Genomic DNA, 23,207 nt, shown 5'->3' on the forward strand with positions numbered 1-23,207 from the left:
GTGACGTTGGGATTCAATCATTAAACATCGTAACCTTTACGCTTTTGTTGGATGCAAGATATCGATACCATGCTGAATGTGCATACTGAACAACCTAAGTTAGGTTACATTCGGGTGATGAGATGGGAAAGTAAGAATGATAGAACAAAAAGTCTATGAGATGTATACAAATGGCCTATCGCTATCTGATATAGCAATAACCATGGACATACCAATTAGTGAAATATTTGAAAAAGTACGAAACAGGGATGAAGAAGAAAATGTATTCTAACCATCAATATCACACTGTATTCATCAAAACAACCATACTGATGTTAATTTTATTTTTTCTAACGGCTTGCAACTTATACGCTTATGAAAACGAATCATCAGAAGTAATTACCAACAAATCAAGGTGGGCAATACGCCACTTTGATATTAGCTATCAAAGATACCATGAGGCAGAAACGGCAAGCAAGATAACGGACAATATGGAAGATAAAACCATGACGAAAGATGTTTATAAAAGTATTGCCGAAAATAACATACCATCAACTGCTGCTCCAATATATGCCTCTTCAATGGTGTGTTCATTAGATGGAATAACTCAAATTGGCAAAGGGATTATTAATTATGCAGCACCGTTAAAAAGGGATATCTATATGTCTGATCAAACATACACAACTATAAGCAAGTATTGTCAAATGTGGGGAGAAGTTCTATATGACACATATTCCCACCCTACTAACTATCAACATAACTATCAGTACCTCCATGACGTTGCTCAGCTTGGATCATTAAAACAGAAGTTATTTGATCTAATATACCTTGGAAATATTATTGACGAGCAGTACTCAAAAAGCTAATCACATTAGTTGGTGAATGATGAAATATTTATATGGAAGTATTGGTAAACATATTATACCTGATCTGTTTAAAAGAAAGTTGATATTTAAGGCTGTCATTGCAAATTGTGTCGCTAATAAAATAGTTTATTCTATTGATGACATTTCTAATATCAAGCTACTCTTTGATGGGTTTAAGAAGAAACGGTCAAACACTTGCTCCATATTAATTTGCATATTCAAAATTCAGTTCAATGACGGTAATTATGCTTTTTTGCAGTCTAAGAAAAGCAGACTTCAGGACATTTTAAGAAGAGCTCAAAATTTAAATTTACAAACAGCATGATAGGATGAAACAGATGGACTACATAGAACAGAAAAAACTTGAATCAAAGCAAATGAATATGTCTGTTGGATATATATTGTGGTTCTTTTTAGGGCAATTTGGCGCACATCGATTCTACTGCAAAAAGAATCATGGCGTGACCATGCTTGTGCTGGAAATTGTCGCATGGATACTAATTTGCACTGTTATTGGCATGATTATAGGTATTCCAATTATCTTTGCTGTAATGATATGGTGGCTCATAGATGCCTTTAAAGTTCAAAAATGGATTAATGAATTTAATTTAAGCGTTGTTGAAGAATATAGCCGTAACAATGAATCTAACAGCAAACTACAATCTAATAATCACCTAGATATTCTTGAAAAGTTATCAAAATTGAAAAATTCTGGGGCCATCTCTGAAGAAGAATTTATCAAAGAAAAAAGCAAGGTATTGGAAAATGCTTAAAAAAATATTGCCGATTATATCCATAGTTTTTATAAGTGGTTGTGCTAACTTTCAAAATGAAGCATCTGCATTTTTTTGCGCTCCATCAACAAGTCCCGAGATGAACAATGTATATGATTTTTACTTTTTAAGAAATGTTTTCCCGCAAGGTGAGTCAACTAACAGTATAAAAGCAATGGCTAATAGCGAAATTGCTAGATCAAATAAGGTCCTTAATGCTCAGGATTCATGCGTTCAATATGCTCTATCTCAAAAAACTGATTATACCAGTCCTTTTACAGGTAAAGAAATTCAGGATATTACATACCGCTCAGCGATTATTGATTATAAACAGTCGATCATCAAAGAGTCCAATAATCTTATAGAAGAAAATAAAAAAGAGCAGCAGGACATCGCAAAGCAAAGGAAAATACAAAAACAAAAAGCTTTAGCGCAAGAATTGGAAAATAAAAAAGAGCAGCAGGACATCGCAAAGCAAAGGGAAATACAGAAACAAAAGGCTTTAGCGCAAGAATTGGAAAATAAAAAAGAACAGCAGGATTTTGCAAAACAACAAGCATATTACGCTAAAATGAAACGTGACGCCTATAATGAATTAATTGCAAAACTTGGGTATATCTCTAAAGAAAATGGCTACAGCTGTTTTTTAAATGAAGAAATAAGGACTCTGATTGCAAGCATAAGAGAAGGAAAAGTAAATCAAAACAAGTATGATAACTGTGTTCTTTATACTGGAAACGCTGATTTTTATTATATAAATAGCATTGTTGGAAACACAGCATTTTTAGTCAATGACTATACCCAAGATCAAATATTCCTGAAAAGAAAAGATAGCGATCAAAGCTTTATAAATGGTATGAAATTAAGTGCCTTTAATAATAAATTCGTTGTTTATAAAGGCATTGGGTATTATGGCGACACCAATGGGTATAAAGAACAAGGATATATTATTGAGTTTGCTAAAATGTCAAAATCTGCTTTTGATTTGATTGATGACTATAAGAGGACTAATTATAGCAAAATACTAGATAGCAAAAATGTTTAATAACTTCAAAAATTCCGAGCATTGATAGAAATACAATACCTAGCGATAGGGAATACTATCAAACCTTTTAGAAATAGTGGCATCTGCTCGGAAGCTTAAAATCCACTGTATTTTATTACTATGTATATTTTAATTTTATTTGTACGAATATTGTGCTTAAAAACCTTTACACTGCTAAAAAATATAGTATATTTTATTGGTAAAAGAGAAAAACTCTCTCAAATAACGATAAAAATACTATAGGAATATAAAGTGCTTGTAAATTTCACTTTTAAAAACTGGATGTCATATAAGAATGAAACCGTTTTCACAATGGTTGGCACCAATGAGAGGCAGCATAGTCATAGAATACCTAAAGTGCCAAAATTTGGTCAATCGTTTAAAATTCTCCCATTTTGTTCAATTTACGGTGGCAATGCATCAGGAAAATCAAACTTAATTGAAGCGCTTGCCTTTGTTAAACAGTTTGTAGTTAACCAATTGACATTAAACAGCGTAACACATACTAAGCCATATAAGCTAGATAAGAGCTCAAGATCTAGTCCAACTAGTTTCAAAATAGAAATGCTTATTAATGAAGTAATATATGAATATTCATTTTCGCTTAACTATCGCAAAGTAATGAGTGAAAAGCTTGTTGAAATAAATAGCACAAGTGAAAAAACCTTATTTAAAAGAATCTTTGATGATGAACATAATAAATACATATATACATATCACGATAAAATAAATAAGGATGATCAAGTAGGAAATAGGATTGCAGTGATTGCTGATGGTACGGCAGAAAATAGATTGTTTTTAACAAATACAATAAATCAACAAATAGACATATTTGCTAACGTATATGACTGGTTTAATAATAAACTTGAAATTGTCACACCGACAGCAAAGTTTGAGTTATTTGAACATTTTTTTGATGAAGGAAGTAAGCTACATATTGAAATGAATAAAATATTAGCAATGCTTGATACCGGAATAACCAAACTTGGCTTCGACCGTATAAATATTAATAGTACTGAAAATGATAAATTTAAACAGACATTAAGCACACTACTTTCACGTCATAAATCAGTTAAATTTACTGATGAAACACAAAGATATGTTGCCAAACTAGATGCTAATGGAGAAATTGTTCTAGATAAATTAGTTACATATCATGAAGACGACTCAGGAAAATCATTAAAATTTGATGTAAATGATGAGTCAGATGGCACAAGGAGATTAATTGATTTACTTCCGATTATGCTTGATGCAATACAAGAAACCTCTAACAAAGTTTATATCGTTGATGAAATAGAAAGAAGTTTAAATACTATTTTAACAAAAGCTTTAATTGATCTTTATTTTGAAAAATGCAATAACAAAAGTAGATCGCAACTGATTGTTTCAACTCATGATTTGCTACTTATGGATCAAAAATTTATGAGGAGGGATGAAATGTGGGTAACAGAGAGAGGAATAGATGGAAGCTCTTGCCTATACTCTTTTAGTGATTTTAAAGATGTTAGAAATGATAAAGATATCAGAAAAAGCTACTTGCAAGGGAAAATGGGCGGTATCCCTAAAATTTTAATTGACCATAGCTTACAAATTTTAAACAGGGAAGAACCTAGTGCCAAATAGACGATTTTCAAGATCAAGCGGTCATAGAAGATATAAAAAGCTGTTTGTTATAATTCCTGAGGGGTTGAAGACTGAAATAGCTTATTTCAAGTTAATTAACCAACTCCTTGACGACATTGTTATCAAGATACAAAAGCCAAAACACCCGCAACCTGAGCATCTTCTGTTAAAAGCAAAAGAATATATTAGATTAGAAAAGCCTAATAAATCTGACAATATATGGATAATTTTAGATAAAGATAGCAATACAAAAGAAAGTATAATATCTCTCAATAAATGGGTTAGAGAATCCCCTGATAACAGAGGAGTTGGCTTTAGCAATCCATGCTTTGAATACTGGATAATACTTCACTTTAAAAAAACTGATATGTCAATATCTGATAGCCAAGATTGTAAGAACAAATTAAAAAATTTAATTGAAAATTATAATAGTAACTTAGATAGCTCTATCATTGGCATTGAAAAAATTAACCATGCTATATCAGTAGCAGAAAATAATGACTACGGTTCAGTGCTTGATTTATATGATACTTGTGGTACAAATCTTTATGTGCTTCTTAAAATGATGATTAATAGTAAATGATCTAATTCTTGTCATTTTCCTAATTTATAAAGCAATGAGATGTTATTTAAGAACTTCCTTAACTAATTTAATAAACTCATGACTATCTGCAAAATAATTTGGATATGCTTTTTTTAACTGTTTTAATGGCTGTGCATTAATTAATACTACATCTGTATTTTCATCATCATTAAATTGTTTTTCAAAGGCCAAGTAAGTATCAATCGCTCTTTGATAACTATTTTTAGTAAATGGTGTTATTTTTATTTCTTTATCTTGCAATATTAGCAGATAATACTCACCAATGTTTGATGCTTTTTTATCTATAAATTGTGTTGTTACCTGATACTTCGATAAAGTAGACAAGGCATTAAGTTGATCATTAAGCTCAATGATTTTTTTGATATTATCATCACTATCAAATTGTCCTGTAGTTGGAAGACCTTCAATCTTGGCAAATTCATCAGAAACCCTTGCGAAGAATTCTAGCCATTTTTGATCGCCATCACCCGACTTTAATCCCTGTTGATTGAATATTCCAACAATCTCCACAGCAGTCGCCCAAGCATGCTGCACCTTTGTTCTTAACTGCACTTCTATAGTTAACCCTTTGTACTTAAGGTTTTCTTCCTTTATAGGCTTATATTTATAGCTTAAATGCAAACTTCTGTAACCAGACTCTTTTGGATATCTAAAATAGTCTTTTTCTAATTTCATTGCTTTTTTAGTAAGCTGATTAAGAAGCTTAATAGCTTTCCCTGTATCAGCAACCACTGCACGGCATCCACCTATGTCTTGCATTCTGCTAAGTTTCATCCCTGATAATCGTTTTAGCTTGTGTATAATCGATGGCGCTCTTTTTAACCTTTGACTGAGAATAACATTTTTATCTAAAAATTGCGCCTTTTGCTTTAGTAGTTTATAAGCAGCACTCAAAGGTTGTGCATGCATCGCCCTCCAATTAGATAGGGATTGCATAGCACTGCTTGTTACCTCTAATCTGAGTTCTTTTCCAGCCCTGTCAGCCTCACTTTTCGATATTGTTTGCTCATCTGTAACCATAGCATTGTGATTTTCTAATACAATATAAAACTTCATGTTATATATATGATACTAAAAAGCAAATAATATTGTTAATGCAAAATGATTAGTTTAATATTATATAATCACTGATAATATTCACAATAATAATTCATTATGGAGAATTTAGTGTCTAAGATAATATCGTTATTCAATCACAAAGGTGGAGTAAGCAAAACAACGACAACTTTTAACTTAGGTTGGAGTTTGGCTAACTGTGGGTTTAAAACACTTATAGTAGACGCTGATCCACAGTGCAATCTTACGGCATATGTTCTAGGGCTGCAGGACAATAATGAATTTGATACATTTTACAATAGTAAACACAATGATGATATATATGCTGCTATTGAGCCAATAATTTCTGGTTCAACTGTTGATACTAGATCAATAAAACCAGCAAAAACTTTACACGATAATTTGTTTTTAGCTGCTGGGAATATTGCTATGGCAGAACTTGATGTGTCTTTGTCAATAGGTTTAGCAGGCGGTAGATTTGTCCAATTTGCCCAACAGTTTGTTGGCGCATTTTATGCTACTATTAATGAAACCTGTAGAGTGCATGAGTTTGATGTTGTACTTATTGATATGAGTCCAAGCGCGTCAGCATTAAATAGGTGTATTTTAATGAGTAGTGATTACTTTATTGTCCCAACATCACCAGACTTTTTTTGCTATCAAGCAGTTCAGTCTCTATCTAAAATGCTCCCTCAATGGAATGATGATTTTAAACCATTTAGATTAACAACAGTAAAGAATTCTTTATCGAAAACACCACCAAAAATGCTTGGTATAATTTCTCAAAGATATAGACCGCATAAAACAACAAATAAAGATAAGGCAAAATCATTCCAAGTATGGGTTGATAGAATACAGCATGCATCAAAAAATATATTGGCAAATGAGCTTGCTAAATGCGACATGGTTATAAATGAGGAAGATTTTAGAAAATATCAAAAAGATGAATCACCATTTAATTTGATTAGTATCCCTGACTTCAATTCACTAATTGCAAAAGCTCAGGAAAACAGAAAGCCTGTTTTTACTTTAACTCAAGAAGAACTTAACCAAAGCGGTGTAGTTTATGAAAAATCAAAAGAAAATCAAGAGAAATTTGAAAAACTATTCTCAAACCTTGCTGAAATAGTGTCAAAATTATGCAAACTATCGAAATGAGATGCCCTACCCTAAAACAATGCTACGATATGTACATGCAAGGTGTGCCGTTGTCTGTGATTGCTAAGACTTTAGGTATACCAATTAGCTCAATCTTTGAAAACAAATGCAACTGTCAAACTGCATATACAAATTGACGATTTGGTTTTTAATAACTAAAATTATTAACATAAGTTTATCGGATTGGTTAAAGGGATTAGATTATGTATAAGGCTATTGATATTGCCAAATGGTTTATCATGAAAGCTAATGATAATGGCGTAAAGATAACTAAAATGAAAGTTTTAAAACTTTGCTATATTGCCCAAGGATTTCATCTTTCCGTTTTTCAAGAAGCACTATTCAGTGACAGCATACAAGCATGGAAGTACGGACCTGTAATTAATATGCTTTATGAGCAACTTTCACATTATAAAAAAAATCCAATAAAACAAAATGATCCTGTCATTATTAATGCAAAAGGCATACTAGAGAGTGATAATGATACAATTGAGGTATTAGAAAGTGTTTGGAATACATTTAAAGATCACTCTGCTTTCACTCTATCAGACTGGTCTCATAGACAAGGTGCAGCATGGGATAAGGCATATAACGTTGAAAACGGTAAAAATATACTTGCTTATGAAATATCGCATGATCTTATAATGGAAGAATTTGATGATATAATTATCAGCCCTAAAAGGTCTCGTGAAAAACGCCCAGGCATACAGTGAATTTACCAACCTGAAAATGGATTTTTACATGATAGAAAATAATACTACGAAAATACCAACTGCCGCAGTGAATGAGATAGATACTGAGCCTCAAGAGTATAGCTTGTTAGATCAAGCACTATATGATTACATTAAAGATATCGCTGATAAGCAGAAAGAGTTAACTGACAAGCATCTTAAGTTTAGGACATGGATTGGGTCTATATGCTTATTCATATTTACTGCGCACATTGCTTTAACCTATTACTATGAGTTTAGTGGATTTATGAGTAAGTATAGTCAAAACATTGTTGGTACCGTGTTAATGGTCAATGCAATTATAACTTTAGCAATATCATCGCTGCTTATTGCTACATACATTAGATTCCCCGACATATCCTCTAAATCGATTAAGTTATTTATACAAAAAAGAAATCAATAGCTTTATCAAACACCAAAATAAATATAAAAACCGTTTGACATAACCTAAATTATATAATAAATTTTCAAGTGGGTGTCGTAACCCGAATTGGACGTTTAACCACGTCATAGGTTGTCAAATTTTCCGACTGCTTTATTTTAAAGTTTCGGGTAGTAACGTGAATACAATAGCCTATGGTGAATAGCGTTGAATCCATCCTTTTCGGATTACGAACTGCCCGAACATTAAATATCGTAATAAGAAAAGGAATAGAATCATGGACATAAATACACTCGTATCAATCAATCATAGTCAACCTGTAACTACTAGCTTAATTGTTGCTGAAACTTTTAATAAACGCCACACTCACGTGTTAGACAAAATAAATTCACTTGATTGTTCTAGTGATTTTGCATCAGCCAACTTTTCGGCTCACGCAGAAAAAATAAAGGCTGGAGCTGTTTTTAGAAATTCAAAAGTCTACACAATAACTAAAGATGGGTTTATGTTTTTGGTTATGGGGTTTACTGGCAAAAAAGCAGCAGCTATTAAAGAAAAATACATCGAAGCATTTAATGCCATGGCGAAGCGATTGCAGGAGATTGAACAGGAAGAGTTGCAAACCAAACTAAAAGCCCAGCAAGATAAGATAAAGAAATTAGAATCGTCTAGCTACACACGCAACACAGTCTCCCCTCCCCAAATGCAGCACATTCAACAAATCTGTAAAGTTAATGTTGGATACGGCAAAGCACATGATACGCATAAGTCATTTTATGATTGGCTGCATGATAGATATCAAATAAACAAATACGATCAAATGACGCAATGCCAATGTTTAGACTTGTGTAAATTGGTTGATGACTCACCTTATGATTATGACTATTCGCCTAATGAGTTAGAAAAATTAATTAAGGTTAATGACAAACCACTATTTAAACCCAAACGCATCATTAGCTATGAATATCTATTATCTGGTGAGACAAACCTTGATAAGTTGTGCCTTACATTAAAGGAAAGAAAAATAGACAGCATGCCATTTTACAATGAACTAAAGTCATTTAGATATTTTTTAAAATCATATGAAGATTTTCTTATTCATTTTAAATCAAATATTGAGAAAGGATTCGATAATATCATTGGAAATGCGGTTGATGCACCATTTTTACCTTCAATAACAAAATAAGATCATATTGATAATAACTAATTAAAGTAGTGACTAATAAAACCAACAGCAATAGGTGAAATTATGGATACAGTAATGAAGCTGATTAAGAACATAAACTGCTTATCCATTTTAGATAATAGCTTATCTTCAACAGTGTCTATCTTGCTATCTAATCTATCAATTCTAGATTCTACTCTATCTATTCTAGACTCTAGCTTTGTTGTTGATGTCTGCACCTCATCACGTGTAGCTGCATGCATAAGCAAGTCAACTATCTTATCTTGTGTTATTAAAACACCGTTTTCTTTTTTATCCATTTATCGACTCCTATAAATTTCTGTACTAATTATAATCTAAAAAATGGCTAACAACAATTTAAATTTGTAACCATAGGTTACGTAAAAAATAATTTACTTGAGGAAATATACAATGCTAGTTTTAACAAGAAAAAAAGGTCAATCAATTATCATAGGTGGCGTCATAAAGATAGTCCATTTAGGTCATGATAGATATGGTGCTGTAAAAATAGGAATTGAAGCACCCAAAAATATAAATATTGTAAGAAGTGAATTAATAGATGAAAAATAGCTTGACTATAGATTTTTTTGCCCTTAATATTAACTATAGTTAATTTATATTACTTAAAAGTTTTAATTTAGATTAATGTGCAGAAAGCTTGCCAAAGATGAAATATGGCTACATAGCAAAAAAGGAGATTGACATGACATACTCAGAAACTCTATATCAAATGGCTGATGATATTTTTTCAATGTCATCTAGAGAGCTGATTGATTATGACCTTAACTGCTGTGATTACGGCAATCTAAAGGATGAGCTTATATCTCAGAATGGAGCTGAAGTTGGTTTGGTTCTTTATGAAAACATCATTAATCATGTAGATGTTGATCTAATGGCGCAAGAATATTTATATAGCAGAAATGCTGCTTGAATGAATTTGGCATGATCAAATCTCCTCTTGGTTTTGCCAAATAGTTCCATGTAAACATCGGGGGTACGATGGCTGCGGGGCTGACACCGCTGGAAATTTTATATTTCTGGCGGATGTTGGTTGGAAACAAAAGGAAATCAATATGTATCAATTAACTCACCAATTACTGAAACATCGAACCCAATCAATTGTTAAACATGATAGGAATGACGGGCAAATAAAATTTTCTAGCATCACTAAAAAATGCCCTTCTCATGATTGCCATATCAGCATGACGGTTTATTTGAAAAGAGATACGACTAACTTATAGAGGATGAAGATGGAAAAAGTGTTAATTAAGTGGGTTGACAGCCGTCAACCAATACCAAGCTGGCAATATATTGATGAAATTGAAAATCAAAGTTCTGTTGCGTGCGAAACAATCGGGTTTCTTTTAAGAAAAGATGAAACGAATTTAGTTATTGCACAAAACATTGGTGACAGTGGAAACCAAGCATCTGGCGTAATGGTTATTCCAATAAAAAGCGTTGAAGAGATTATAGCTATTTCTTCTTAACTTTTTTTGGTTTTTTATCTGGTGATTGCGTTAGAACGCTAGCTGCTAAAGTCTTGGCTGTTTTAGTTGAAGTTTTTTGCCTTAAAACCTTTCCAGCAAGGCTAGCTACTCTAGGAGATGATTTTTCATTTTTAGCCATAAATAACCAACATTAAAATTAACATCAAACACATTATGCCATCAACAATTAATGTCATCAAGGAGAAATAAATGGGCGAGCTTATTAATTTTGTAAAGCAATATTTTAGCAACATACAGGTTGATACTGTTAATGCCAGAGAGTTGCATAAACTACTTGAATGCAAACGTGACTTTTCAAGCTGGATTAAAGGGAGAATTGAAAAGTATAAATTTGAAGAAGGTGCTGACTATATTTTAGTTTTCACCAATTCGGGGGAAAACCCCCAAGGTGGCCGACCATCAAAGGACTACTTCCTAACTATCGATATGGCCAAAGAACTATCAATGGTTGAAAACAACGATAAAGGTAGACAAGCCAGACGCTACTTTATCGAGTGTGAAAAGAAAGTCAAATCTATCGATAAAGACCTTTCACTAACAGAGCAGATTAATGAGATAAGCAGAAAACTTGATCAAATTAAGATAGCTGGCAGCAAATGGGGATATATCGGCGCATCGGTTAAGAAAGCTAAGAAAAAAGCCAAGAGTGATTTTAATAGGCTTGTGGATGAAGCACAGATAAAACTTGATTTTGAATTTGATGAGGAGAGCAAGACATGTCACTAGCAAATGAGTCATTAAAAGAGATTTTCAAACACATTAACCATCATGCTGAATTCTCAAAAATGCTTATTGAGTCAGTTGGAGATCTTATCGATAAAAAGTTTAATGGCAATGAAATAAGCGTTTCTGATCTTATGAATCTATACCCATCAAGTATAGAAAGAAATATTGAAAAATATAAGAGCATACTGGAGTAATAAAATGCAAGAATTAATCGTTAAACATATTTTTGACCTTGATGACAATATGTATGAAGTTAAAGCATCAATTCAAGAAGCTATCAAAAAATATGATGTTGTTGTCACTGATGATAGTGTCAAAGATGCAAAACAGATGATGGCTAGTATCAATAAGGATAAAAAGGTTTTTAGTGATAAGTGTAAAGAGTTTTTAGAAATAGTTGAACAGCCTATCAAGGACTTTAAAGCTAGGCGAAAGGACATTGAGTCTCTATACGATGACTCTCGCAATCGCTTAAAAGTTCAAGTTGATAAATATGATGCTGAAAAGCTAGAGCGTATTAAATTTATTGTATCTGAATATCGAAACATCTTATGTGATGAAAAAAGCATAGATCACAATGCTATAACTATCGATGACTTGGTAATGCTTACGGCAGTAACATCTAGCAACACCGTTTCATCTAAAACAAAGCAAGCTATAGAGCAACGTATTGCTATCGTAGAAGCTGAGATTTTGCGTGCAAGATTAGAAGCCGAAGAAAAAGCCAAACGAGATAGAGAAATAGCCGAGCAAGCACGCATTGAAGCTGAAGAAAGAGCAAAGCAGCGTGAAATTGAGCAAGCCAAACAATATGAGATAGAAAAACAAAAGGCTGTTGAAGAAGCGCGCAAATCTGCTTTAAAAGAAACTATCACAGAATCAACACCTGCTTATCAGGCTTATGATGAAAAACCAATAAGTGAGCCTGTTATTACTGACGATGGCAAACGTATTTTCACAATAACAGCTAGATTTGAGGTTAAAGCGCCAAGTGATACTCCAAAAGAAACCATTAAAAGTAAAATAACACAGTTAATGAATAAAGCTGGGGTTCCTGATATTAAGTCTATTGAGGTATGCTAAGATGCTGGAGCTAAATTACTCAGACCTAGAAGAATATTTACCACCTTATCTTGTTAAAAAGCCAAAGTATAAGATACATAATTGTGAACAAAATAGCGATGAATGGCATCAAATTAGATGTGGACGAATTACGGCTTCAAACATGCAAATATTAATGGGTGACGGCGATACGCGCGAATCAATCATACAAAGCAAAGCTGCTGAGGTTATCACTGGCGTTCTGGATACTTCTGACACATTTACAAGCAAAGACACTGCTAGAGGTCATGAGTTAGAAGATGAGGCACGTATGCGCTACTGTGAGGTGTTTGGCATTGAAGTTGAGACGGTTGGATTTATTGAGCTTGATGAATTTGTCGGGGTCAGCCCCGATGGTCTAGCAAATAAAGATGGATTATTCGAAGCCAAATGCCCAAAAAATAAAAACTATCTAAAGCAGATTGCTAATGGGCCACGTGAATTACTAGAGCTTTACAAAACTCAAATGCAAACACAAATGTGGGTTTGTGAGCGTGATTGGTGTGATTATGTTATTTATAACCCAAACTTTCAACATGATATTCATAAATGGCGTTTTTATCGTGATGACTTGCACATTGAACGCATAAAAAAAGCGGTTGAAAGAGCTAAAGCGGATATTGCCAAATATATCGCAAAATTTAATAAAGTAATAGGAGAATAAAATGGAAAATAAATTGACTAAAACTGATAGCAATAATTTATCTTACATGCAACCTCAAAACATGTCAGAAGCCATGCAATACGCTGACATGGTAGCAAATTCTAGCATGGTTCCAAATCAATATAGAAACAAGCCAGGCGATATTTTAATTGCTATGCAAATGGGCGCAGAACTAGGATTAAAACCCATTCAATCATTACAAAACATTGCTGTTATTAATGGCCGCCCTACCATATGGGGTGACGCGTTATTGGCGATTGCTCAAGGGTCAGCATCTTGCGAATACGTACATGAAAGTTTTGACGAAAATACAATGACCGCAACATGTACCGCAAAACGTGTTGGTTATCCTGAGACTGTTCGCACTTTTTCACAGAGTGATGCCAAAAAAGCTGGATTAATGAGCAAGAAAGGCGTGTGGGAACAGTATCCTAAACGTATGATGCAAATGAGAGCTAGAGCATTCGCATTGCGTGATGCTTTTGCTGCTGAGCTTAGAGGGATACAAGTTAGCGAAGAAGTCAACGACTACAAAGAACCCAAAGATATCACCCCAAAATCACCAAAAAATGAAACGTCACAGGCTTATGCTGCGATGATTGAGAAGTCTAACCAAAAAGAAAGTAATGTCATCGATGCAGATTCAGAGCTTAAAACACAAACGCGTGACTTTAAAAAGAAACTGCAAAAGCTAGGTATTAATACGGCTGAAGAATACAAAGCGTTCATCACGCATGCAGATATTGAAGTAAATGACGTTGAGCTATTAAGTAGTCTCAATCAGAATACTGGCCTTCTTGAAGCATTATACAATGAGTTTGTAAGTAATCAAAAGCCAAAAGAGCACCCAAGCCAAACTATGGATTTGGATGCTGCTTTTGACGAGGCTTATGCGGAAAACAGCAAATGAGAAGACAAATGAAGAAAAGGCTTAAATCTAATAAACCACCCTTTTATCATTGTAAAGAGTGCGCGGAAATACCTAAGCATATATTCGACGCTCTTGGAACAGATCACGTTATGAGAGTATCTAGCTTTGATGTGATAAGAACTCAAATCCTTGACGCTAAAAGGACTTACAACTTATGAAATCATTAATAAAACCATCAATTCAGCAACGAAGAGAAGCTGCTCTAATTAATATGTTAAGCAGAAATGATGTTAACATATATATATCAAACCGTGAATTATTAGAGCTTCTCAAACAAGAATACCCTGATATTTTTAATATTAATCTTCAAACATTTGAGGAGGGTTTTTGGAGAAAGCAAAAGATGTTCTGTAGAAAAATGGCTATAGCTCCATATAAGTAAGAATTTACAACATATTTGTTTCAATGCTTGCACTTGTTATTACATTGGTGAAATTGATGTTATTTTATAGAGTAAAGAAAAAATATTAATATTTACTTTATAACATATAAGTGCATATAATATTTGACTTTAATCAGCAAAAAAACTAAATTAGTTTCAAGTAAAAGTAAATTTTTGGTTTTTTTCTTATGTCTAAATTTCCAATTGAAAAGCCTCCTGTTTTAACAGAAAAAATCACAGTTAGCCTAAACGGGGCCACTGATCTAATTCTGCATAAAGGATCTTACCTTCATTGGGATGAACTTAGATGGAGACTTTCTGGCGATAATAAAGAAGCAAAGATACATAGGTGGAACACTATTAAAATACTAAGGAATACATACTCTAAGACCATTGATTTAAAGTCAGCAAGTGGAGAAAATTTTAAATTTCTAATACATTCATCATCCGAGGCTAAAATACACCATATAGTTTCAATTGCCAGAGGAACCTTCAATAACTTTGGAACAGAAATAGCTCCAGAGGAAATAACTAAAAAATTTCTATTGTCCTCATTGATCATGGAGGAAGCAATAACTAGCGCCCAACTTGAAGGTGCAGCAACTACAAGAGAAGATGCAAAAAAAATGCTCCAAGATGAGATTGAGCCAAAAAACGAAGACGAAAGAATGATACTTAATAACTATCATTTATTAATGGCAGCAAAAGATCATATACACGATGACTTATCCATAGACCTTATATTGAAATTCCATGAAATAGCAACGCAAAAAACTACTGAAAATAATGTTATTCCTGGTGAGTTTCGCAAAACAGATGATATATATGTAAAAGATTCTGATGACAATATCATTTACACTCCACCTAGCAGCAAGCTTTTAAATAGTAGATTAAAACTTCTTTGCAACTTTGCAAATACAAACCATTCTGGAACTGATGGCAGCTTATTTATAAACCCTGTAGTAAAAGCTATTATACTTCATTTCATGATAGGATATGAGCATCCATTTAGGGATGGCAACGGTAGAACTGCAAGGTGTCTATTTTATTGGTTTATGCTGAAAAATAAATATGATATTTTTGAGTATATATCCATTAGCAAATTACTGAAAGTCTCACCTAAAAAATATGGCTTATCATACCTTTATGTAGAAACTGATGATTATGATTTGACATACTTTATTGATCATCAGCTGGAAATAATAGTTAGGGCATTTGATGACTTGAAAAACTATGTTCAAAACAAGGTGAATGAGTACAAGAATACTTTATCATCTCTTGATAATTCAAAATATGCAGATCTGAATTTTTTTAAAAAAGATATATTAAAAAAATCACTCAAGTCACCAGGTAGAATTTTCACAGTTAAAGAAATTTCTAGTGATTATGGTATTTCTAGGCCAACAGCAAGAAACTATCTAGAAGACTTAGCAGCGGAAAGCTTACTATATAAATCAAAAGACAAAAAAAATATTCTTTACATTTCACCATCTGATTTGCACAAAAAGATCAGAGACAACAAATAAGTAGATTGGGCGATCCCGACCGGCGTTTTAGCCTTGATGGATACATTGGGGCTTTTCGCTTTTAAACTTTTCAAAATAAGATTTAGCAGAACGTTCAATTTTTTGAACATCTTTTTCATCAAGGTGATCTCTATGAATAACACACGCCCTATAACCACCATTTAACCTTACTGATCTTTGGTTTTTCTAAGTTCCAAAAAAAGGTTTTTTAAGCCGGAAATGATGGTTTGTAAGGCGTTAAATTCAGGCTATCAATTTTTTTATTTGCCATCTTACTATTATATGATGCTTGTATTTTCAGCATTAAAGATGAGCTGACATTAAATACCTTTTCAATGCGAGCTGCTAAATCAGGAGTTAGGCTAGATTTGCCATTCACTACCCTAGATAATGCCACTCTAGTAATTCCAAGCATTTCAGCCACTTTTGATATATTTAAATTTACATCTTCATCTATAATGAGATTTTTAAAAACAATTCCTGGGTGTTGCGTTTGATTATTCATTTTAATAATTCCTGTTAGTTAATGATAGTCTCTATAATCTACTATATATACATCACCATCTATGAGTTCAAATGTTAAACGCCAGTTACCATTAACATCTAAAGCCCAAGAATTTCTCTTTCCATGTAATTGATGAGGTCTTAATCTATAAAACAATGTTAAAATTTCTTGTTCATTGCTTATGTTGTCTAGTGCTGTCAATATACTTAATAGCTTTTCAACATGTTTTTGTTGAACACCTCTTGATACTCCATGCTCCCAAAGCTGTTTTAAGCCTTTGTGCTTAAATGTCTTAATCATTGTCAAATGCTCTACAAATGCATACCCATAGTATACAGCATAACAGCGTTATGTAAAGCAACGATATACAGATATTATAGTAAATCAACCGCTTTTAATCTCACTGATCTTTGATTTTTACTAGTGCAAAAAAAAGGTTCATCATGATAACCTTTAATTTTTCTAACATTAGCAATACCTAACATTTCTACTTGCTTAATCCATAGTCGTAATTTCCTTTGGACTTAATTAGGAAGTTTATCAAAATGCGCCGTAAAACACCTTCCTTTAGGGAGGGGAGGATGTCAAGAAATCATAGAAAATTTAAAACTAGAGCCCTTGAGAAAGTGTTTTTAAAGTATTCCCTCTCCAACGCACATACCTTAAAACGTGCCCTATATGTGATAAATGTTGCAGCTTAGGAGGGGAGCCACTTAACTGCAAGCACCAGGTTGAAATTCTATTCGTCTGTTTACATCATCAATATGAGTAGTATTAACAACCACAACATTATTTGTTTCGATTGTTAATCGTTTTAATGCAAGCACTCCATCATTGGTTAGAAATAATGCATATGTGTATTGTGGATCTTCAATCTGACCGCTGTCTGCACAATATAGAACAAGGTCATCATCTCTATTGCTATCTTTAACAACTAAATCACCATTATTTAAAAGAGTCAAAGTAGGCAACCAAGGTTCCTGATTAACAAAAGTACCACTCCCCCAGCGAGCATGGCCAGTCTGCATTATGTAAATTACCGCATTACCATCCCATTGTAATTTAAATTCAAATAATGGACTACCATCAGAGAGTCTTACATAAGTTTTATCTTCTGGCTCAAGCCTGTTTTTCACAGCGTCTGACATACTGCCACTCATATTACCTGACCAATGAGGTGATGTATTTAAAATCATAACTTCATCGTCAGGCTTTCCTAAATCTAATGAGCTGAGACTTGCAAGACAAGTATTCAACAAGGCTATTTTGACTGATGCCGTAACACATGGTGTATAATTTCCCATCGTATCTGTAGTATCATTAACACACATAGTTCCATTTGTAGATACCGTAGGCATTACAGCCTTCATACAAGAAGATCGTGTATTGCGAGCAAGTGGCGTTTCTGGTATTTCATTTTCATCATCTTGAGTAAATGATAATATCTTTTGTGTGTCTAAGCGTGTTATATTAAATGACACTTGACGTAAACTTGCACAATTAGCATCAACGGGACCCTGATCAACAAATGTGACAGTTTCATTACACCCTGCCTGCACAAACTTTGCATGCGCTTTTTGGTATTCATCTGACAACTTAATATATTCAATCGTTGCAGCTAGCTTATCAGGATATGTATCTGTATCAGCAACATTATAGTCATGTACATTCAATAGATTTACAATTAACTGATGAGCATACCCATCAGTAATCAATTCATTTACATCATTCATGTGACTAACAAATCCTGAACCATCTGCCAGCAAAGGAAATGAGCGATTACTACGCAAGTATGTTTTCTTAGGCTCTAATCGCACATGATAATCAAAATAAGGAGTAAATCCAATAATATCGTCATCTTCATTAGTTAACCCACGGGTTATTATGATAGTTCCAGCCTTTAAAGGGAAAGGATAAGATATTTTTGATGATGGCGGCATAGTAGGCTCATTAACATTATTATCCGGATCTTCTAATAATGTATTTGGGTTTAAAAGATAATAAGTTTCTCCATTATATGGATGGATCTCCGCATATGTGATTAACTCATTTTTTGGTCCATAAGTTAAAACCCTAACTGGCAGATAATCATCGCGTTTCAATGTATTCCCCGAAGAGTAAATCGTGTTCGCTATCATTTTAAATGTTCTTTCACAATCAAATATATCATGATGATCATCATAACCGTATGACTTACAGTCTTTCATGTAGACTTCTCCTTCATTATAGGTTTCAGATGATAATTTTATATGAGCCGAATCAATAGGAAATTTCTGAAGAAAATTACTTGATGAGTATGCTGTCGAACATAATGCCAATGGAATCATACTAAAAATGGTTTTTTTCATCAAACGTATAAACTTATTTTTGCAAATATTATTCATAGGCTATATCCCCATATTTAGATTTACCTTAATTGGTATATTTGGATGATAGTCAAGAATCTGATTAAATTCCAGTCTGAGTGAAATTTTTAGGTCTATCGCTATTTAAAAAGTCAACTCGATCATCTTGCAATCGCATTGACATCCTCCCCTCCCTAAAGGAAGGTGTTTTACGGCGCATTTTGATAAAGCTCTTACGAGAAAATGAAAGCAAATGGTGCCGTCATTTCTGACCTAGAAGACTTTCTCAGAATATCACCTATGGCATGGATTTATATTACTTTCACTAGTCGCTCTCATTTTAACGATCAATTCTGGTTACAACAGATCAACTGCTTTCTTTTTATGCTCAGGCGCTAAATGAGCATATATAAGCGTCATTTTAATATCACTGTGCCCCATTAGTTCTCGCACTGTATTTAAATCAACGCCGCGCATTATAAGCTTACTAGCAAACGTATGGCGCAAGTCATGAAATCTAAAGTTATCGATGTCGGCTTGTTCTAAGAGTTTTTTGAACCAATCACGATTTTTTGTATATGGCTCTTTCGTTCTTGGGTTGGTAAATACATACTTAGATAACTTGTTATCAATTTGGCTTTGTAACGCATCAATGCTTTTTTGATTCAATGGTACATAACGCATTTTTTGTGCTTTGGTGTTTTCACTTCTGAGTGCTACATATTCTTTGTTTAAATTAATATCCTTAAACTCTAGGCTTAGAATTTCACCTGATCTCATACCAGTATTAAGTGCTAATGTGATAATGTTTTTATATTGAAAGTAAATATCGTTTACAGCATCTAGTAATCGTTGCTCTTCTTCTGCAGATAGATATCGCACTATATTGTGCCTATCCTCATGCAATAGTCTAACGCCTTTAATACCATTATACTCAGTAAATCCATTTTCAACGGCAATGTTTAAAGATGCTTTAAAAGCGGTAATAATGCGATTAATGCGCTTATTAGTAACTCCCCTTTCACTTTGGTAATTGCCAACAAACATATTTAGCTTTTTGTTATTAATATGGTCTAGACGCATTTTATGAAAATTTTTAAGCGTATTCTTAAGCATGTTTATGGTTGACTGATCACCTTTCCTATTTTGTTTAAACCAGTTGAAATAAAACTCATTAAGATACTCTCCAAAAGTACAAATATCTGAATTACCATGTTTGGCATTGTTTTTCTCTCGCTGTATATCTACACCTTGAGATAGCAAGCCAAATAACCTTATTGCTTCATTCCTAGCCTGAACGAGTGTAATAGATCCATGACGTCCAATAGTATAGCGAACATATTTACCTTGATTATTCCTATATCTAATAGCGTAATACTTATCGCCACTTGTGTTTACACGAAGCATTAAGCCCTTGCAATCGCTATCCGTATAATCTATTCTTTTTTCAGGTGGTTCTAGTCCGTCTATGAATGTTTTAGTAAATTTTAATTTTGGCATTGGGGTTCGTATGGGGTGCAGCAAAAAGTTAAAGTATTATCACATAATACAAACTTTTTTAAAGCAAAGCACTATAAGTAAAGGATTTTATAAAATAGTTAATTGCGATATTTATTATCAAAAGTTTTTTGATCCCGTCATGCGCAGGTTCGAATCCTGCCAGCCCAGCCATGTATTTATTTTCACCTTACAGTTAGATCAGTATTGCATCCTATTTATTACAACACGCACTACCAACATTTGACTTTCCATACTCTTTGTCACGTTCATGTGTATGAAACACTTCCCATTTAATATCTGACGGATCATTAAACCAAGACTTTTTGCTTCTGGCATAACAACAGTGCTCTTCAGCGGGTGATGAACCATGAATGCCGGCTTCAGCGCCTTTGCTTGTGATTTTCTCAAAGACCTCTGAATCTGTCACCTCAATACCTAAGTGACTTAAGCCTTTTTGCTTAGCATTTCCAGATGTCACCGTTTCAATAACAAAGTTAATGGCAGGATCCTCCAGTTTCCATTGCACATAACCCTCTTCTTCTTTTGTTGGTGTTTGCAAAAACATGGAGGAATAGAACTGTTTAGATTTTTCAATATCTTCTACACCTAAGCTAATGTGTACACGTTTTGTCATGAGATTTCTCCATTTTAGTTATTTCAATTGATTCATTTTGCATCATCAATATGGATGCTAAATACAATATACTATGTTTCTAGAATTATAGAAATAATATTTCTGAACTTTTATTGTCTTCATAAAATTACACTCACCATTAGCTTGATCAATATGCTTAAATAAACTTCTATCAGGTTTATATTTGAGCTTTACTGATGAAGAAAGGTGAATGGTGTATTGAAAAACGCTATAACCGCCTAATGCGGACTTGAGACGGTATCAAACCTCCTCTGAAATGCTCAAGCATTTACATTTGCTATATCACTTCGATAAAGTTTTAAATAGATGGTATCAAACGCCCAGTTATATACAAATGCATAAATCAAGAAAAACACCACAAAGGCAATATCAACAATAAATGCTTGCAATAAAGTCATATCTAACCAATAGGCAATCAATGGAATCGTTGCGATTAATAACCCCAGCTCAAAAAAAAGCGCATGAACAATACGTGTTAAAATCGAACGGTTAAAACGATCCATCTTAAGAGAGGTCTCAACCGTATCAAATAAATAATTATAAACAAAATTCCATAGCATTGCTGTCAAAGATATAATCAAGCCAAGCGCACCAACTTCCATAATGCCTTTGTTCAGCACAAACGCAGCAATCGGCGCAAATATAATAACTGCAATCACTTCAAAACCAATCATATGGATGATTCGTACCGGCAAACTAAAGCCATTTGTTTTCATTTTCTACCTCTTTTTATCCCTGCACACTGCACTTCTTCAATACCTAACATATTCGCTTAAAAGCGAGTTATAAACTAATGCAAAGTATAACAACTCCCACTTTGAAAATCTAAGGTACTAAATACCTAATTTGAAATTTCTTTCGCAAAAGTAATCGCAAATAATCCTTTAATTTTTTGAAAATTTAGTTATATTTTGTAGCAACTTAGCAAACTAAGCTTTTAGGATAACCTAACATGTCAGATCTGATGCTTTTTTGTGGTAATGCTTCCAAGGAGCTTACAGAGGAAGTCTCTCATTTTCTTGGAGTACAACTTGGCCGGGCAACTGTTTCAAGTTTTAGCGATGGTGAAAACCAAATTGAAATTATTGATAATGTCCGCGGACGTGATGTATTTATCATTCAATCAACCTGCCCACCCACCAATGACCACATTATGGAGCTGATGTTCTTAACTGATGCACTTCGTAGATCCTCAGCAGGAAGAATTACTGCGGTCATCCCTTATTTTGGTTATGCAAGACAAGACAGACGTGTTCGCTCATCGCGTGTACCGATCTCAGCGCGTGTGGTTGCTGATATGTTAACAGGTGTGGGAATTGATCGCCTTCTCACTGTTGATATTCATGCCGAGCAGATTCAAGGTTTTTTTAACATCCCACTTGATAATGTATATGGAACGCCTATCTTGTTGGATTATATCCGCTCAAGACGTCTAGACAATCCCATTGTTGTCTCTCCTGATGTTGGCGGTGTTGTACGTGCCAGAGCCATGGCCAAAGCGCTTAATACAGAACTCGCGATTATTGACAAACGACGCCAAAAAGCCAATGAGGCTGAAGTTATGAACATTATTGGAGATATCAAAAATCGTCATTGTTTAATTGTTGATGATATTGTTGATACAGCAGGCACCTTATGTAAAGCAGCAAGTGCTCTCGTTGATCACGGTGCAAGTAAAGTTTCTGCTTATTGTGTTCACCCTGTGTTATCAGGAAAAGCCATTCAAAATATTGAGGCTTCTATACTTGAAGAGCTTGTTGTTACAAACTCCATTCCACTTCACAATGAGGCAAAAAAGTGTAAAAAAATTAAAACACTTTCTCTTGCCCCTATGTTATCAGAAGCCATCAGACGCACAAATAATGAAGAATCTATTAGTTTAATGTTTACTGATTTAAATTTATAATTTCCATCTGTTTATTTCCTTGTTACTATAACTTTTCTATGTATTAAAGTTGCTT

29 protein-coding genes are annotated in these 23,207 nt (G+C 33.6%); 20 read left to right on the plus strand and 9 right to left on the minus strand.

Going from position 1 to position 23,207, the window contains the following annotated elements:
- Window positions 1–248 precede the first annotated feature (248 nt).
- From A37Q_RS0110040 to A37Q_RS0110065, 5 genes are all read left to right on the plus strand, one after another.
- Window positions 249–845: a hypothetical protein gene (locus A37Q_RS0110040; RefSeq protein ID WP_154648675.1), complete on the plus strand. Its 597-nt coding sequence runs from the start codon at window positions 249–251 to the stop codon at window positions 843–845.
- A gap of 338 nt (window positions 846–1,183) precedes the next feature.
- Complete coding sequence (locus A37Q_RS15930; RefSeq protein WP_018300144.1) at window positions 1,184–1,618, plus strand: NINE protein; 435 nt, start codon at window positions 1,184–1,186, stop codon at window positions 1,616–1,618.
- Window positions 1,611–2,663 carry a hypothetical protein gene (locus A37Q_RS0110055; protein WP_018300145.1) on the plus strand — a complete coding sequence of 351 codons (1,053 nt, stop codon included), beginning with the start codon at window positions 1,611–1,613 and terminating at the stop codon, window positions 2,661–2,663. Before A37Q_RS15930 ends, A37Q_RS0110055 begins: the two co-directional genes overlap by 8 nt.
- 252 nt (window positions 2,664–2,915) lie before the next feature.
- On the plus strand, window positions 2,916–4,286 hold the full coding sequence (locus tag A37Q_RS15235) for an AAA family ATPase (RefSeq protein WP_018300146.1): 1,371 nt from the start codon (window positions 2,916–2,918) through the stop codon (window positions 4,284–4,286).
- Complete coding sequence (locus A37Q_RS0110065) at window positions 4,276–4,869, plus strand: RloB family protein (protein ID WP_018300147.1); 594 nt, start codon at window positions 4,276–4,278, stop codon at window positions 4,867–4,869. The genes A37Q_RS15235 and A37Q_RS0110065 overlap by 11 nt, the downstream gene beginning before the upstream one ends.
- Before the next feature lie 42 nt (window positions 4,870–4,911).
- On the opposite strand, the gene A37Q_RS0110070 is transcribed toward A37Q_RS0110065, so the two are convergent.
- Window positions 4,912–5,946, minus strand: coding sequence for a RelA/SpoT domain-containing protein (locus A37Q_RS0110070; RefSeq protein WP_018300148.1), 1,035 nt, complete (start codon window positions 5,944–5,946; stop codon window positions 4,912–4,914).
- Between the two features lie 111 nt (window positions 5,947–6,057).
- Here A37Q_RS0110070 and A37Q_RS0110075 point away from each other — a divergent pair, with 111 nt between their 5' ends.
- The 4 genes from A37Q_RS0110075 to A37Q_RS15935 all read left to right on the plus strand — a co-directional run bounded on the left by A37Q_RS0110075 (window position 6,058) and on the right by A37Q_RS15935 (window position 9,403).
- Window positions 6,058–7,104, plus strand: a complete 1,047-nt coding sequence (locus A37Q_RS0110075; protein WP_018300149.1) for a ParA family protein — start codon at window positions 6,058–6,060, stop codon at window positions 7,102–7,104.
- Window positions 7,105–7,307: 203 nt separating this feature from the next.
- Window positions 7,308–7,817, plus strand: a complete 510-nt coding sequence (locus tag A37Q_RS0110080; protein WP_018300150.1) for a Panacea domain-containing protein — start codon at window positions 7,308–7,310, stop codon at window positions 7,815–7,817.
- A 28-nt stretch (window positions 7,818–7,845) separates the two neighbouring features.
- Window positions 7,846–8,238, plus strand: a complete 393-nt coding sequence (locus A37Q_RS0110085) for a hypothetical protein (protein ID WP_018300151.1) — start codon at window positions 7,846–7,848, stop codon at window positions 8,236–8,238.
- Window positions 8,239–8,494: 256 nt separating this feature from the next.
- On the plus strand, window positions 8,495–9,403 hold the full coding sequence (locus A37Q_RS15935; protein ID WP_018300152.1) for a Rha family transcriptional regulator: 909 nt from the start codon (window positions 8,495–8,497) through the stop codon (window positions 9,401–9,403).
- 17 nt (window positions 9,404–9,420) lie between these two features.
- Here the strand turns inward: A37Q_RS15935 and A37Q_RS0110095 are convergent, their stop codons facing one another.
- The gene (locus tag A37Q_RS0110095) at window positions 9,421–9,702 is read right to left on the minus strand and encodes a hypothetical protein (RefSeq protein WP_018300153.1); all 282 of its coding nucleotides are present in this window, start codon (window positions 9,700–9,702) and stop codon (window positions 9,421–9,423) included.
- Between the two features lie 112 nt (window positions 9,703–9,814).
- Here A37Q_RS0110095 and A37Q_RS15245 point away from each other — a divergent pair, with 112 nt between their 5' ends.
- The 3 genes from A37Q_RS15245 to A37Q_RS0110110 all read left to right on the plus strand — a co-directional run bounded on the left by A37Q_RS15245 (window position 9,815) and on the right by A37Q_RS0110110 (window position 10,890).
- Entirely contained in the window at window positions 9,815–9,973 is a 159-nt protein-coding gene (locus tag A37Q_RS15245; RefSeq protein ID WP_018300154.1) for a carbon storage regulator, read from the plus strand.
- 133 nt (window positions 9,974–10,106) lie between these two features.
- Entirely contained in the window at window positions 10,107–10,334 is a 228-nt protein-coding gene (locus A37Q_RS0110105; protein ID WP_018300155.1) for a hypothetical protein, read from the plus strand.
- Window positions 10,335–10,653: 319 nt separating this feature from the next.
- A complete protein-coding gene (locus tag A37Q_RS0110110; protein ID WP_018300156.1) occupies window positions 10,654–10,890 on the plus strand; it encodes a hypothetical protein in 237 nt (78 codons plus the stop codon).
- On the opposite strand, the gene A37Q_RS16390 is transcribed toward A37Q_RS0110110, so the two are convergent.
- On the minus strand, window positions 10,877–11,029 hold the full coding sequence (locus A37Q_RS16390) for a hypothetical protein (protein ID WP_018300157.1): 153 nt from the start codon (window positions 11,027–11,029) through the stop codon (window positions 10,877–10,879). The two genes, A37Q_RS0110110 and A37Q_RS16390, sit on opposite strands and share 14 nt — an antisense overlap.
- Window positions 11,030–11,100: 71 nt before the next feature.
- Here A37Q_RS16390 and A37Q_RS0110120 point away from each other — a divergent pair, with 71 nt between their 5' ends.
- The 7 genes from A37Q_RS0110120 (at window position 11,101) to A37Q_RS0110155 (ending at window position 16,241) form a co-directional block, all read left to right on the plus strand.
- The gene (locus tag A37Q_RS0110120) at window positions 11,101–11,637 is read left to right on the plus strand and encodes an antA/AntB antirepressor family protein (RefSeq protein ID WP_018300158.1); all 537 of its coding nucleotides are present in this window, start codon (window positions 11,101–11,103) and stop codon (window positions 11,635–11,637) included.
- On the plus strand, window positions 11,628–11,831 hold the full coding sequence (locus A37Q_RS0110125) for a hypothetical protein (protein ID WP_018300159.1): 204 nt from the start codon (window positions 11,628–11,630) through the stop codon (window positions 11,829–11,831). The genes A37Q_RS0110120 and A37Q_RS0110125 overlap by 10 nt, the downstream gene beginning before the upstream one ends.
- Before the next feature lie 4 nt (window positions 11,832–11,835).
- Entirely contained in the window at window positions 11,836–12,720 is an 885-nt protein-coding gene (locus tag A37Q_RS0110130; protein ID WP_018300160.1) for a DUF1351 domain-containing protein, read from the plus strand.
- A 1-nt stretch (window position 12,721) separates the two neighbouring features.
- Window positions 12,722–13,402 carry a lambda exonuclease family protein gene (locus tag A37Q_RS15250; protein WP_018300161.1) on the plus strand — a complete coding sequence of 227 codons (681 nt, stop codon included), beginning with the start codon at window positions 12,722–12,724 and terminating at the stop codon, window positions 13,400–13,402.
- A 1-nt stretch (window position 13,403) separates the two neighbouring features.
- A complete protein-coding gene (locus A37Q_RS15940) occupies window positions 13,404–14,312 on the plus strand; it encodes a hypothetical protein (protein WP_018300162.1) in 909 nt (302 codons plus the stop codon).
- Window positions 14,313–14,487: 175 nt separating this feature from the next.
- Window positions 14,488–14,715, plus strand: a complete 228-nt coding sequence (locus A37Q_RS0110150; RefSeq protein WP_018300164.1) for a hypothetical protein — start codon at window positions 14,488–14,490, stop codon at window positions 14,713–14,715.
- A gap of 188 nt (window positions 14,716–14,903) precedes the next feature.
- Complete coding sequence (locus A37Q_RS0110155; protein WP_018300165.1) at window positions 14,904–16,241, plus strand: Fic family protein; 1,338 nt, start codon at window positions 14,904–14,906, stop codon at window positions 16,239–16,241.
- Window positions 16,242–16,449: 208 nt separating this feature from the next.
- Here the strand turns inward: A37Q_RS0110155 and A37Q_RS0110160 are convergent, their stop codons facing one another.
- The 6 genes from A37Q_RS0110160 to A37Q_RS0110195 form a co-directional block, all read right to left on the minus strand.
- A complete protein-coding gene (locus A37Q_RS0110160; RefSeq protein ID WP_018300166.1) occupies window positions 16,450–16,746 on the minus strand; it encodes a HigA family addiction module antitoxin in 297 nt (98 codons plus the stop codon).
- 18 nt (window positions 16,747–16,764) lie between these two features.
- Entirely contained in the window at window positions 16,765–17,046 is a 282-nt protein-coding gene (locus tag A37Q_RS0110165; RefSeq protein WP_018300167.1) for a type II toxin-antitoxin system RelE/ParE family toxin, read from the minus strand.
- Window positions 17,047–17,459: 413 nt separating this feature from the next.
- Window positions 17,460–19,130 (minus strand): hypothetical protein, encoded by a 1,671-nt coding sequence (locus A37Q_RS0110175; RefSeq protein WP_018300169.1) that lies wholly within the window; start codon window positions 19,128–19,130, stop codon window positions 17,460–17,462.
- Window positions 19,131–19,448: 318 nt separating this feature from the next.
- A complete protein-coding gene (locus A37Q_RS0110180) occupies window positions 19,449–20,591 on the minus strand; it encodes a site-specific integrase (RefSeq protein WP_083907044.1) in 1,143 nt (380 codons plus the stop codon).
- A gap of 211 nt (window positions 20,592–20,802) precedes the next feature.
- Window positions 20,803–21,225, minus strand: a complete 423-nt coding sequence (locus tag A37Q_RS15260) for a VOC family protein (protein ID WP_018300172.1) — start codon at window positions 21,223–21,225, stop codon at window positions 20,803–20,805.
- 281 nt (window positions 21,226–21,506) lie between these two features.
- A complete protein-coding gene (locus A37Q_RS0110195; protein WP_018300173.1) occupies window positions 21,507–21,962 on the minus strand; it encodes a PACE efflux transporter in 456 nt (151 codons plus the stop codon).
- Window positions 21,963–22,198: 236 nt separating this feature from the next.
- Here A37Q_RS0110195 and A37Q_RS0110200 point away from each other — a divergent pair, with 236 nt between their 5' ends.
- Window positions 22,199–23,152: a ribose-phosphate pyrophosphokinase gene (locus A37Q_RS0110200; RefSeq protein ID WP_018300174.1), complete on the plus strand. Its 954-nt coding sequence runs from the start codon at window positions 22,199–22,201 to the stop codon at window positions 23,150–23,152.
- Window positions 23,153–23,207: the final 55 nt, after the last annotated feature.

The sequence above is a fragment of the Fangia hongkongensis FSC776 = DSM 21703 genome (assembly GCF_000379445.1).
In the GTDB taxonomy this organism is placed as follows: Bacteria; Pseudomonadota; Gammaproteobacteria; order Francisellales; family Francisellaceae; genus Fangia; species Fangia hongkongensis.

What these genes read in the sequence shown, in the direction of transcription:
- A37Q_RS0110040 (WP_154648675.1), top strand. Translation starts at nt 249, where the DNA reads ATGAAGAAGAAAATGTATTCTAACCATCAATATCACACTGTATTCATC.
- A37Q_RS15930 (WP_018300144.1), top strand. Translation starts at nt 1,184, where the DNA reads ATGGACTACATAGAACAGAAAAAACTTGAATCAAAGCAAATGAATATG.
- A37Q_RS0110055 (WP_018300145.1), top strand. Translation starts at nt 1,611, where the DNA reads ATGCTTAAAAAAATATTGCCGATTATATCCATAGTTTTTATAAGTGGT.
- A37Q_RS0110070 (WP_018300148.1), bottom strand. Translation starts at nt 5,946, where the DNA reads ATGAAGTTTTATATTGTATTAGAAAATCACAATGCTATGGTTACAGAT.
- A37Q_RS0110080 (WP_018300150.1), top strand. Translation starts at nt 7,308, where the DNA reads ATGTATAAGGCTATTGATATTGCCAAATGGTTTATCATGAAAGCTAAT.
- A37Q_RS0110085 (WP_018300151.1), top strand. Translation starts at nt 7,846, where the DNA reads ATGATAGAAAATAATACTACGAAAATACCAACTGCCGCAGTGAATGAG.
- A37Q_RS15935 (WP_018300152.1), top strand. Translation starts at nt 8,495, where the DNA reads ATGGACATAAATACACTCGTATCAATCAATCATAGTCAACCTGTAACT.
- A37Q_RS0110095 (WP_018300153.1), bottom strand. Translation starts at nt 9,702, where the DNA reads ATGGATAAAAAAGAAAACGGTGTTTTAATAACACAAGATAAGATAGTT.
- A37Q_RS15245 (WP_018300154.1), top strand. Translation starts at nt 9,815, where the DNA reads ATGCTAGTTTTAACAAGAAAAAAAGGTCAATCAATTATCATAGGTGGC.
- A37Q_RS0110105 (WP_018300155.1), top strand. Translation starts at nt 10,107, where the DNA reads ATGACATACTCAGAAACTCTATATCAAATGGCTGATGATATTTTTTCA.
- A37Q_RS0110110 (WP_018300156.1), top strand. Translation starts at nt 10,654, where the DNA reads ATGGAAAAAGTGTTAATTAAGTGGGTTGACAGCCGTCAACCAATACCA.
- A37Q_RS16390 (WP_018300157.1), bottom strand. Translation starts at nt 11,029, where the DNA reads ATGGCTAAAAATGAAAAATCATCTCCTAGAGTAGCTAGCCTTGCTGGA.
- A37Q_RS0110120 (WP_018300158.1), top strand. Translation starts at nt 11,101, where the DNA reads ATGGGCGAGCTTATTAATTTTGTAAAGCAATATTTTAGCAACATACAG.
- A37Q_RS0110125 (WP_018300159.1), top strand. Translation starts at nt 11,628, where the DNA reads ATGTCACTAGCAAATGAGTCATTAAAAGAGATTTTCAAACACATTAAC.
- A37Q_RS0110130 (WP_018300160.1), top strand. Translation starts at nt 11,836, where the DNA reads ATGCAAGAATTAATCGTTAAACATATTTTTGACCTTGATGACAATATG.
- A37Q_RS15250 (WP_018300161.1), top strand. Translation starts at nt 12,722, where the DNA reads ATGCTGGAGCTAAATTACTCAGACCTAGAAGAATATTTACCACCTTAT.
- A37Q_RS15940 (WP_018300162.1), top strand. Translation starts at nt 13,404, where the DNA reads ATGGAAAATAAATTGACTAAAACTGATAGCAATAATTTATCTTACATG.
- A37Q_RS0110150 (WP_018300164.1), top strand. Translation starts at nt 14,488, where the DNA reads ATGAAATCATTAATAAAACCATCAATTCAGCAACGAAGAGAAGCTGCT.
- A37Q_RS0110155 (WP_018300165.1), top strand. Translation starts at nt 14,904, where the DNA reads ATGTCTAAATTTCCAATTGAAAAGCCTCCTGTTTTAACAGAAAAAATC.
- A37Q_RS0110160 (WP_018300166.1), bottom strand. Translation starts at nt 16,746, where the DNA reads ATGAATAATCAAACGCAACACCCAGGAATTGTTTTTAAAAATCTCATT.
- A37Q_RS0110165 (WP_018300167.1), bottom strand. Translation starts at nt 17,046, where the DNA reads ATGATTAAGACATTTAAGCACAAAGGCTTAAAACAGCTTTGGGAGCAT.
- A37Q_RS0110175 (WP_018300169.1), bottom strand. Translation starts at nt 19,130, where the DNA reads ATGAATAATATTTGCAAAAATAAGTTTATACGTTTGATGAAAAAAACC.
- A37Q_RS0110180 (WP_083907044.1), bottom strand. Translation starts at nt 20,591, where the DNA reads ATGCCAAAATTAAAATTTACTAAAACATTCATAGACGGACTAGAACCA.
- A37Q_RS15260 (WP_018300172.1), bottom strand. Translation starts at nt 21,225, where the DNA reads ATGACAAAACGTGTACACATTAGCTTAGGTGTAGAAGATATTGAAAAA.
- A37Q_RS0110195 (WP_018300173.1), bottom strand. Translation starts at nt 21,962, where the DNA reads ATGAAAACAAATGGCTTTAGTTTGCCGGTACGAATCATCCATATGATT.
- A37Q_RS0110200 (WP_018300174.1), top strand. Translation starts at nt 22,199, where the DNA reads ATGTCAGATCTGATGCTTTTTTGTGGTAATGCTTCCAAGGAGCTTACA.